The 10415-nt window shown below is 36.5% G+C and carries 12 protein-coding genes and 1 pseudogene; 1 reads left to right on the top strand and 12 read right to left on the bottom strand.

Features of this window, described 5'->3' with window-relative positions; translation table 11 throughout:
* Positions 1 to 229: 229 nt before the first annotated feature.
* The 8 genes and pseudogenes from B494_RS0113435 to B494_RS21465 all read right to left on the bottom strand — a co-directional run.
* On the bottom strand, positions 230 to 1036 hold the full coding sequence (locus B494_RS0113435) for an ATP-binding cassette domain-containing protein (protein WP_017472904.1): 807 nt from the start codon (positions 1034 to 1036) through the stop codon (positions 230 to 232).
* 5 nt (positions 1037 to 1041) lie between these two features.
* Positions 1042 to 1878 carry a nickel import ATP-binding protein NikD gene (gene nikD, locus B494_RS0113430; protein ID WP_017472903.1) on the bottom strand — a complete coding sequence of 279 codons (837 nt, stop codon included), beginning with the start codon at positions 1876 to 1878 and terminating at the stop codon, positions 1042 to 1044.
* Positions 1878 to 2729: a nickel ABC transporter permease subunit NikC gene (gene nikC / locus B494_RS0113425; RefSeq protein ID WP_017472902.1), complete on the bottom strand. Its 852-nt coding sequence runs from the start codon at positions 2727 to 2729 to the stop codon at positions 1878 to 1880. Before nikC ends, nikD begins: the two co-directional genes overlap by 1 nt.
* Entirely contained in the window at positions 2726 to 3670 is a 945-nt protein-coding gene (nikB, locus tag B494_RS0113420; protein WP_017472901.1) for a nickel ABC transporter permease subunit NikB, read from the bottom strand. The genes nikC and nikB overlap by 4 nt, the downstream gene beginning before the upstream one ends.
* A gap of 18 nt (positions 3671 to 3688) precedes the next feature.
* Positions 3689 to 5320: a nickel ABC transporter substrate-binding protein gene (gene nikA / locus B494_RS0113415; protein ID WP_017472900.1), complete on the bottom strand. Its 1632-nt coding sequence runs from the start codon at positions 5318 to 5320 to the stop codon at positions 3689 to 3691.
* Positions 5321 to 5451: 131 nt separating this feature from the next.
* Positions 5452 to 5943: a hypothetical protein gene (locus B494_RS0113410; RefSeq protein ID WP_017472899.1), complete on the bottom strand. Its 492-nt coding sequence runs from the start codon at positions 5941 to 5943 to the stop codon at positions 5452 to 5454.
* Positions 5944 to 6100: 157 nt separating this feature from the next.
* A complete protein-coding gene (locus B494_RS20205; protein WP_161603094.1) occupies positions 6101 to 6745 on the bottom strand; it encodes a nucleotidyltransferase domain-containing protein in 645 nt (214 codons plus the stop codon).
* Between the two features lie 21 nt (positions 6746 to 6766).
* Positions 6767 to 6926: pseudogene (locus tag B494_RS21465) on the bottom strand (ATP-binding protein); the annotation flags it as partial.
* A 109-nt stretch (positions 6927 to 7035) separates the two neighbouring features.
* Here B494_RS21465 and B494_RS0113400 point away from each other — a divergent pair.
* On the top strand, positions 7036 to 7749 hold the full coding sequence (locus tag B494_RS0113400) for an ISL3 family transposase (RefSeq protein ID WP_420884346.1): 714 nt from the start codon (positions 7036 to 7038) through the stop codon (positions 7747 to 7749).
* Between the two features lie 47 nt (positions 7750 to 7796).
* On the opposite strand, the gene B494_RS0113395 is transcribed toward B494_RS0113400, so the two are convergent.
* The 4 genes from B494_RS0113395 to B494_RS0113380 form a co-directional block, all read right to left on the bottom strand.
* On the bottom strand, positions 7797 to 8330 hold the full coding sequence (locus B494_RS0113395) for a hypothetical protein (protein ID WP_017472896.1): 534 nt from the start codon (positions 8328 to 8330) through the stop codon (positions 7797 to 7799).
* An 11-nt stretch (positions 8331 to 8341) separates the two neighbouring features.
* The gene (locus tag B494_RS0113390) at positions 8342 to 9244 is read right to left on the bottom strand and encodes a hypothetical protein (RefSeq protein ID WP_144032244.1); all 903 of its coding nucleotides are present in this window, start codon (positions 9242 to 9244) and stop codon (positions 8342 to 8344) included.
* A 211-nt stretch (positions 9245 to 9455) separates the two neighbouring features.
* Complete coding sequence (locus B494_RS0113385) at positions 9456 to 9764, bottom strand: hypothetical protein (protein WP_017472894.1); 309 nt, start codon at positions 9762 to 9764, stop codon at positions 9456 to 9458.
* Positions 9765 to 9774: 10 nt separating this feature from the next.
* Positions 9775 to 10415 (bottom strand): hypothetical protein (locus tag B494_RS0113380; protein WP_161603093.1); only part of this gene is annotated, 641 nt, incomplete at its 5' end.

The raw sequence follows: 10415 nt of genomic DNA, 5'->3' as shown, positions 1-10415 counted from the left end.
CGTGCTATTCCCACAGGATAAGGAAAGCGTCCTCGATCATACATCGCACGAAGAAAATCGTTCGATATTTTCGAGGAGTCTACGTGTTTTTCCTACGCTTTGTTCAGAATGTTCGGATACGCCATTTCATTATTTAGTTATATCCCACCCTCATTTCTTCTTCGGTTTATTAATTACGGACTCAATCATTAAATCCTTGATTAACGTGATAGTACTCGGTTAATTCGTACTAAACTGTAAGTGAGCGATCACGTGGATGTTCAGCAAGCATCGAATCGCTCATTCGTTTAACAACAGGATGCTTTGATTCGAAAAACTGAGCTTTTGAATCGTAACATTCAATTAGTTCTCCATTTTCTAACACGCCAAGATGATCGGAAATAGAAAAAGCTGCTTTTATATCATGGGTAATAAAAAGGTAAGATAAGCCGAAGTCAATTTTTAATTCATTTAATAATTCTAAAATTAAGCTCTGGGTAACCCTATCGAGACTGCTAACTGATTCATCTAGCACGATTAACATCGGTTTAAGAGCAATTGCTCTAGCAATATTAATCCTTTGCAACTGTCCACCACTAAATTGATGTGGATATTTTTTTGCATCTCTTTCACTTAATCCTACACGTTCCAAAAGTGAAATAACCGTTTTTCTTTTTTCTGTTAACGTTAGTTTTTCATAGTTATCTAATGGCTCACTTATAATGCTTTCAGCTGTCATTCGTGGGTTAACTGATGAATATGAATCTTGGAAAACAGCTTGCAAGTTGCGACGTATTTTTCGTTTGGTGATTTTATCCGCATTATAAATATCATGGCCCTGAAACAAAACCTTCCCATGCTGTGGACGTTGGATGCCAAGAATCACCTTACCTAAAGTGCTTTTACCCGCTCCACTTGTACCTAATAACCCTAAACATGTCCCCGCCTCAATAGCAAAAGAAATATTTTGAAGTACATTTTTGGATGGATCCTTCGATTGAAATGGCATCTTAAAATTATAGCTATAGCTTACTTCTGTTACTTGTAATAGGCTCATTCGTATCACACCTTTGCAAGATCGAGCATTGGTTGTTGTTTAGGATGTAAAGTAGGTCTTGTCCTTAACAGTTTTTTTGTATATTCATGTTTGGGATGATCAAACAAGTCAAATACATTGGCAGATTCAACAATGCTTCCTTGTTTCATCACGATGACATCATCTGCCATTTCTGCAATGACGCCAAGATCATGCGAAATGAGCAGAATCGCTGTTCCATACTGAGAGCGTATTTCATTTAAAAGTCGAAGCACTAACCATTGATTATGAAGATCAAGCGCTGTCGTTGGTTCATCCGCAATAATAACGGCGGGGTTTAAGCATACAGCCATGGCGATCATTACGCGTTGAAGCATCCCCCCACTTAATTGAAAAGGATAATTTTTTAGCAATTTATCGGGATTGGGTAAATTTACACTTTCCATCACATCAATTGCAAGCGCCTTTGCCTGCTTTTTCTTTAATGTGGTATGTGATTTAATCGTTTCAACAAATTGATGGCCAATTGTAAAAACAGGCGTAAAGGCATTCATTGGATTTTGCATAATAAAAGCAATATCCTTCCCGCGAATTTCTCTCATTTCCTTGTTTTTCAACCCGATTAATTCCTGCCCATTTAGTGTAATACTCCCTTGCACGTCCATTTTATTTTGATCAAACAGCTGTAAGATAGACAGACTTGTTACTGTTTTACCGCTCCCGCTTTCTCCAACAAGCCCTGTCACACGACCTTTTTCAACGCCAAAATTAATGTCTTGAACAAGTGTGGACAAACCTTCTTTTGTTTTCACTTTCACATATAAATCTTTAACCCTTAAAATATATTGGTCTTTTGATTCCATTATTTTACCCGTCCTTCTTTATTATCGGTGTTTAAACCAAAACGTTCCGATAGCGTTTCACCTAATAAATTAAAGGTAACGACAACAAGCATAATCATTAAACCAGGATAAACCATTAGTAATGGATTTGTTCTAATATATGATTTCCCTTCATGTATCATAGCCCCCCACTCAGGGATAGGGGGTTGCACACCTAACCCTAAAAAGGACATGGAAGATAAATGCATGATCGCCCAACCCATTTCTAATGTCGCCATTATTGCTAGTGGTGGCAGGACATTCGGAATAATATGTTTCATTATAATCTTCCATTGAGAAGATCCGCTTATTTTCGCAGCGGTAATATAGCTCTGTTCTTTCAAGCTTAGAACTACTCCACGGATGATTCTTGCGTAATAGACCCATTGAACAAAGATTAAGGCAATTAAAACTTGTCTAAGGCCAGCTCCCCATATCCCGACTAATCCAAGAACCAGCAAAAGGTCTGGGAAGGCCATCACACCATCTGCGAATCGCATTAATGCTTGATCCACCCAGCCACCTTTATAGCCTGCAATAAGACCGATTATCAAGCCGATGCTTAAAGATGAAATAAAAATTAATGTAGCAAATCCTAGTGACGTACGAGCGCCATAAAGAATACGTGATAACGTGCATCTTCCCAAATGGTCTGTTCCTAATGGATACGCTAAGGAAGACCCCTGAAGTTTAGCCGTTACATTAACTAAATTAGGATCATGAGGTGCAATCCACGGAGCAAAGATAGTGATAAGAAGGAACAAAGCTAATATTACAGAGCAAAAGACAATGACTTTTTGACTTCTTACCATAACACCTAAACGTTCAATCATTGAAACTGCCTTCCTTCTCTTGAGATACGGGGATCAATATACATTTGAATAATATCAACGATTAAGTTGCTTATAAGAAACAAACCTGCAGCCAATAGGACATAGCATTGAATAACAGGAACATCCCTGTTAAAAATAGCCTCGATAAAATACCTTCCAAACCCCGGCCATGAAAATACGGCCTCTACAATAATAGCACCAGTCATCAGCTTTCCTAAATTCATACCAAGTCCTGTAATCATAGGGGATATAGCACTTCTCAATACATGTTTTCCCATTATGCTTTTTTCATGGATTCCTCTTGTTCGTGCAAAAAGGACATAGGGCTCTTGCAGGTTTTCAAGAACGCTTGCACGTAATAAGCGAGTATATAAAGCGATTAAGGGTAAAGCCAAAGTTATAGCGGGTAAAACAAGATGTTTCCAAGTTCCTATACCTTCTACCGGAAACAGATCAAGTTTCACGGAAAAGAAAAAGATCAACAAATAGCCAAACCAAAAGGAAGGTATCGATGCCCCAAAATAGGAAAGAAACCGACTAAAATGGTCGATTTCTTTGTTCTTCCTAACCCCTGCTAAAAAGCCGAGTGGGATACTTACCACGATGGCAATAACAAGACTCGCTAAAGTTAATTCAATGGTCGCGGGAAGTCGCGAAGAAACCTCTTCCCATACGGGCTTATTTGTCACATAAGATACGCCAAAGTCAAACTTAGAGATTTGAATTACCGAATTTACATATTGAACAAGAAGAGGTTGGTCTAAGCCAAATTCTTGCCTTTTTTGAGCCAACATTTCTGCTGTTGGTTGTATATTTGCAGCAGCTAAATATGCTTCAGCAGGATCGACTGGTGATAGGTGAATCATTCCAAATGTTATCAATGTAGCTATAAGAAAAATTGGAACGATTGTCAGCATTCGCTTTACGATATATGTGCCCATAAGAAAATCTCCTGTCGCTTACTCTCCGATATGAATACCTGTAAAAGGATGCGCGTCCCGATTAGCAGGGAATGAAAAATTAGAAACATCTTTTTGATAGATTGCAATTTGTCTAATATAAGAAATAGGTACAATTGCACCTTGCTCTTGTAATGAACCTAAAATGGATGTGTATAGCTCCTGACGCTCATTCTCATCAGTTGTTTGTTGGACTGTAGCAATTTGGCTCAACAGCTCATCCTTGTTAGGATAAGATGATATAGCCTCCCTAAAGCCAAATCCCTCTGTGGCAACTATGTTTATGAAATAATGTGGATCATATGGCGCACCCGAAGTACTATAAAAATTCATTTCAAATTCATTATTATTAAACCTGTCAACTTGAGTAGGAAGTTCAACTCCATCAATGTTTAATTTCACACCAATTTTCGCCCACTCAGATTGTAATGCTTCTGCCATAATTTTTTGAATGGACTCTGCAGAATTATACATTAACTCAATTTCAAGTGGTTTACCGTCTTTTTCACGAATATCTTTTCCTTCTGGCATCTTCCATCCTGCATCATCTAATAATTGCTCAGCTTTATTAACGTCATAATCAATCGTGGTCGCCTCAACATTTGAAGTATAAGGGAAGTTCGTTGATAAGATAGTGTCAGCCTTCTCTTCCAAATTAGATGTTACGCTCTCTACAATTTCTTGCTTATTAAATGCATAATGTAAAGCTTGACGAACCTTGATATCTGAGAGGGTCTCCTTATTGGTGTTCATGACTAATATTCTAGTTGCAACGGGTTCAGAAATACTGGTTTCATAAGACCCTGTCGATTTTAATTGATTAAAAGCATCTATATTAATAACACCTTCACCAAATATAACGTCTAATTCACCTTTCTCAAAAGCTAATACGCGGGTTTCCGCGTCAGGAATAACTTTGACTTTAATTTGCTCTACACTTGGGTGTTCTCCCCAATAATCCTCATTCCGTTTAAAAGTAGCATATTGATCGACTTTATGTTCTTCTAAAACCCACGGACCTGTACCGATTGGTTGTTCTACACCTTCTGATGTGTCTCCATCTTCAGGGAATCCTGCCTCTCCTAAGAAACGTACTGGGCGAACGTTAGCTAGCTCCTGAATAGTAGGATAATAGGGTTCATTCAATGTAAATTTAAATGTATATTCATCTACGACCTCTGTTTGATCAATTAACGGAATAAACCCTAACCAACTATGCCTGTCTCCATTGTCTAAAATAGTATCAAAGTTCTTTTTTACAATCTCAGCATTGAAGTTTGATCCATCAGAAAATTTCACACCTTGACGTAAATTGAAGACGTACTCTTTTCCGTCATCAGAAACCTCCCAAGATTCAGCTAAATGTGGCTTTAGCTCTCCACCTTCTTCGTAACTAACTAAAGGCTCATAAACCATAGATTGTGCAAACATTTGAGATGGATTATATGCATGAGGGTTCATTTCGCCTACATCCCTCGGCCATGAGAAAGTAATCATATGACTATTCTCAGTTGAGGCATCTGCTTCTGACTTTTCTACAGATTGACTTGTACAACCGATTAAAACAATTGATACAGTAAGAAATATTATAAATATAAGTAAAACTAATTTTTTATTTTTAGTATGTAACATAGAACTTGCTCTCCTCTACAATTGATAATGATAATGATAATTATTATCAATTGTAGAGTTTATGTACCTATTTGTCAATATAATTTAGCTAATTGACTGTTACAACGAGCCTTCAATCTCATTTGTATTATTTAAATTCTTTCCTTAATCGTTTCTTCTACGTAAAGAAGAAGATTACTGTACGGGGAGTCCCCTTTCAAAAATTGAGATACCACATGCAAAGGTAATATCACTTTATCCTTCTTTTTAGAATAAAGAACACCTTGAATTTTGCTATTACTAAACTCACCATTAAAATTGGACGAATAACGATGTACTGAATCAGACTCATACCAATAAAAGTCTTGATTAACGTTGCTTTTAATAACCTCACCAATATACGCACCTATGCGTTCCGCTAAATTATCAAAATGTCTACTTAACAGTCCATTACCAAACTGCGTATCCATTAATCTTTTGGCATAGATATCAATATAACGAACGCTTTCAAGAGTAAAGTCTAAATTTCTTTTAGTAAGATTTTCTTTATCCCATGAGTCATCTGATACATCCTGATACAATAATTGGGCAATGCCTTTTAAATCATATTTTTTTAATTTTGTTTTATTTAAAAAATTAATCATTTAATGGAATATCTCCTTTATCAATTGACTACATATACAGCAATGATAATTATATCGCTTATTTCCCTATCCTGTTCGCTACTTTAACAACAGTAGGACTCACAAATAAAAGTTCTTCTAGCTGATACACCCGTTGCTTTAACTAAAACTATTGAAATTAAATGTTTTTTAACCATAACTTAAATTTTTCCAATATCTCGATAAGTTCACTGTTTTTAATGGGTTTATCCGAAGATTTAATTAATTTAATTTTCTCAAACAATTCTTCATTGGGAAAATGCAACTGTAAAATCATTAAATTTTCATCTACTTTGGTTGACCAACTCTCGTCTTCAACATTTATCTTTAGGTACGCTCCTCTTATTATCCTCTTTAATATTGTGCGCTTCGTTACCTCAGGCATATTTTCATTATTAAGTGCTTGTCTATAGAAGTCAGTTAATTTAAATAGGTCTCTATTTAACGCCGCACTAATTTTTTCATTTGCCTTCATTCTAGGGAACGTTGTGGATATGTCTTCTCCGTAAATGCAAGTACACATATGACGTAACCAAAAACCCCATTCATAAAGATTTTCTTGTGCCAAAGCTTCTTTAGACTCTCCAATATCATAATCTATTTTAATAATTTCTTTGTGGCGTCTTAGAAGAGATAAAGTCTTTTCGTTAAGCTCATTTTTTTCAGCAAGTGTGGTTGGGGATTTCACTATTACTGTAAGGTCTAAATCAGATTTATAAGCAACTGCTTCTCCTCTTCCAACACTTCCATAAATATAAATGCTATGTAATTTTTCTGCAAACACACGACACAATAATTTAATTCATTGACCGCACTGAAGATTGGTTGTGATGACCAAACTTTTATTTTCATAATACATGGAAATAAACTGAAATAATAATTCCGCCCCCCTCTTTATGAAGGGGGGTATAACTTAATTCATCTAATAAAAGTAAATCCAATTTTTCTATTTGTTTAATTAACTTAGGAGAGGGAACCTTACATTTTTATTTTGCCATAAACATTTATTTTACATAATACAGCTATAGAAACTTTACAAAGTGAGTTTAAAATAGTCTTTATTACAACAGTAATATGAGGGAGCAAGTGGCATGCATTTATAAATGCCATTTCATACATTTTCTACTTGCCAAATACAATCGGAAGGTAGATACGATCAAAAAATATCTTAACGCCTGTGATACGAGTGGTGTCGACATCGTCGTGATGGACCTATCAAAGTGGTTTAAGAAAGCGGTGCGTGACGTACTGGGAGACCCGCTCATCATCGCAGACCGACTTCATTTTATGAGACAGGTGTATTGGGCGCTTGATGAAGTCAGACGTGACGTGCAGGGTGACCTTGATAAAAAGAGCCGGATCCAGATGAAACGGCGTAAGAAGTTGTTGTGGAAGTCTCATTACGCCCTGGACGAAGAACAGAGGGAAAAGGTTGAAAGGCTTCTTCAGATTGATCCGAGATTAAGAGAGGCATACCAGCTAAAAAACCGGATGGAACGTTGGTTCAGAGAAAGTGATAAAGAAACCGCAGCGAAAAACCTCGACCAATGTCTGAAAGTCTTGAAGGCTTCCAAAATAGAAGGATTTAAGAGGGTTTACAGAACCTTTATGAACTGGCGACAAGAGATTATTCAAGCCTTTATGTATCCATTTAACAACGGTTATATTGAAGGTGTTAATAATACGATTAAAGTGATCAAACGCAATTCTTATGGGATCAAAAGCTTTGAGAGAATGAGGGATAAGATTCTGTGGAACCAGGAAATAAAGAAGGTGATGGGATCATAACCCCACCACCACATTTGACAGAGAACCATTAAAAAAGGGAAAACAACTTAAAGCTTTTGATTAATTAAAATTAATTCATTTAGACTTTGCGATTTTAATATATTTTTATTAATTGTAGCTACATCTTTTATAAACTGTTTAGTTATTAGTTTAACTTCATTGATAAATTCTAATCTTTTAATATCAGTTGTCTCCCATTCATCTGAAAATTCTTCAAATGGCTTTGTGATAATAAAATCATACAAAGTTCTTTTATGGTGGTTATCTTTCACTTTTTTTACTGTTATTAAATCTTCTTTACAAATCAATTCTATCCAGTAGTCATCAGTTTCCATTATGGTAAAAGCAACATAATCATTTGTATTGAGCGTTAAAACTACTTTATTTATGAGTTTAAACCATGAAATTAATAGCTCATTTCCAAATGGAATTTCTTCATGTACAAATCCTTGTTTGTATTCATTAAAATTTAATTCAAATTGACCATATATTTCCCCATATTCGTTATCGAAACTACTTTCATCTAATTCTAAGATTTCATCAATAACTTCATTAGGGATATTATACTTTATTAAAAACAATCCATTCACTCCTAAAAACCAAAATCCGACAATTTAAATTTATGTTGCCCCCACGCTGTTTGGAAAGTTCCATTATTTAGCTGTACAGTTATTTTTTCTCCAAAAACTGTTACAGTATGTCTTCCATGAGTAGCTCCTCTTTGTAGAACCTGATTATATGCCATTTGTGTAGCCTCAGTTATTTTCGAATTTGACCAATTCTTATTAAAGAAACTTCTTTCTGCTAAATCTCTTGCTACATCATTTCTAGAACGCTTAGACAATTCAAACCCTAGTTGATTTTTAACATTATTAAAACCATGTCTATTTAAAACATGCTTAGTTTTTCCACTCGAAAGTACAGCATTACCTATACCCTTAGCCTTACTCGCTCCCCTCACCGCGTCCTCAATCTGATAAACACCCTTAACCACATCCTCAACCCTATCAACCTGCTTCGCCACATCTCCTGCTTTGTCCAGTGCTTGGGTGGTATCACCTACTTTGTCCAGGGTTCGTCTTGTTCTTTGCACATCACTTAGCTTACCCGTCTGAAGGACCTTCCCTCCGTATAGGCTCACTAACACATCCGCTGCCACATAGCCACTCACATACATGACGCCCTCTTCTTCCCATGTATCAGATATGGACTGCCCGATTGATTCTACCATCATAAACGGGTCTTCGATGATTTGCTTCGTAACTTCTTTAAAGTCTGCAACGTCCTCTTTTATGTTGTCAGATTTGTCTTTAAGATAAGCAGGTTCAATGTCGTCAGGTATGATGTCTGAGATGACTAGGATAAGCCCATTACTGACTAAGGTAGGACCATTTCCTACTAACACGACAGCGCCTTTGACAATGTCAACTAAACCAGCTACAACGCCCCTTATCAAATCTGTAAACGCGTCGATCATTTTTTTTTGGCTTTCCACATGGATTTCCCACATGGTGGTATACTTTCCCTTAATGGCTTTTGCTTTCTGACTATAGTCATCGTCCATATTCTCGAACGGTTTCACTTTTGAGGTGTACAAGTCCCAAAGGTTGTCCATTTTACTAGACAGTGTCTGATTCGTCTCTAATAGGTAAAAGGTCACTACAGCCTAAACTGTGTGACCTCTTTGAATACTTAGAACAACATTCCTAGATATCGATTTTATTTTCTATGATATAGGTATCATCGAGCTTAACTTTAATTAGATTTATAGCATCTTCTATCATTTTTAGAAATTCTTCTCTATCTGATTCACTTTTGAATCCAATAAAATTAAACTCAGTTGAGTTATCAAGGAAAAGACCGTCATAAATATTTTGAATATTTACGAAAACATCATCTAACTCCTTATCTCCTATTAACTCTAAAGGTAAGTCATTTTTTACCAACATTTCATTATCATCATATATCCACACAGGAAAACATCGATAATCTAAGTAAATTTTTATTTTCTTCATATTTCTCCTCCTATGGTAAAGTTGTGGGATTGGCACCTACAATAAATCCATTATCCCCTATAGTAATTGCTGTATGGTAGGTTTTTCCTCCGAATATTACTTCGTAGATAGGTCTACCTGTTCCTCTTCCCTGGTATCCTACAATTTTCCCATTCGTAATTGATTCCATTACTAAGTCCTTAATTTGATTTTGTTGTATACCTTTTTTAGCAAAATCATCTGCATGGTTAAGAATATGTTGCATTCCAGCCTTAGAGTTACCCTTTTCAAGCCATACTAATTTACCATTTCCTGTTTTTGTTACTGCTAAGACATCATTAGGGTTATATTTAACACCTCTTTTTGCAAGGTCCTCTAGCAAGTCAACATCCTTCCAAGTGTTACCCCCCCTCTTAGCCTTACTCGCTCCCCTTACCGCGTCCTCAATCTGATCAACACCCTTAACCACATCCTCAACCCTATCAACCTGCTTCGCCACATCCCCTGCTTTGTCCAGTGCTTGGGTGGTATCACCTACTTTGTCCAGGGTTCGTCTTGTTCTTTGCACATCACTTAGCTTACCCGTCTGAAGGACCTTCCCTCCGTATAGGCTCACTAACACATCCGCTGCCACATAGCCACTCACATACATGACGCCCTCTTCTTCCCATG

The organism is Amphibacillus jilinensis Y1 (assembly GCF_000306965.1).
GTDB classification, from domain to species: domain Bacteria; phylum Bacillota; class Bacilli; order Bacillales; family Amphibacillaceae; genus Amphibacillus_C; species Amphibacillus_C jilinensis.
Note: the sequence above shows the minus strand (reverse complement) of the source record. Positions and strands in the feature narration are given on the sequence as shown.

Coding starts and splice junctions, on each gene's coding strand:
- B494_RS0113385 (WP_017472894.1), bottom strand. CDS start 9,764: ATGAAGAAAATAAAAATTTACTTAGATTATCGATGTTTTCCTGTGTGG.
- nikA (WP_017472900.1), bottom strand. CDS start 5,320: ATGTTACATACTAAAAATAAAAAATTAGTTTTACTTATATTTATAATA.
- B494_RS0113410 (WP_017472899.1), bottom strand. CDS start 5,943: ATGATTAATTTTTTAAATAAAACAAAATTAAAAAAATATGATTTAAAA.
- B494_RS0113435 (WP_017472904.1), bottom strand. CDS start 1,036: ATGAGCCTATTACAAGTAACAGAAGTAAGCTATAGCTATAATTTTAAG.
- nikD (WP_017472903.1), bottom strand. CDS start 1,878: ATGGAATCAAAAGACCAATATATTTTAAGGGTTAAAGATTTATATGTG.
- nikB (WP_017472901.1), bottom strand. CDS start 3,670: ATGGGCACATATATCGTAAAGCGAATGCTGACAATCGTTCCAATTTTT.
- B494_RS0113400 (WP_420884346.1), top strand. CDS start 7,036: ATGAGGGAGCAAGTGGCATGCATTTATAAATGCCATTTCATACATTTT.
- nikC (WP_017472902.1), bottom strand. CDS start 2,729: ATGATTGAACGTTTAGGTGTTATGGTAAGAAGTCAAAAAGTCATTGTC.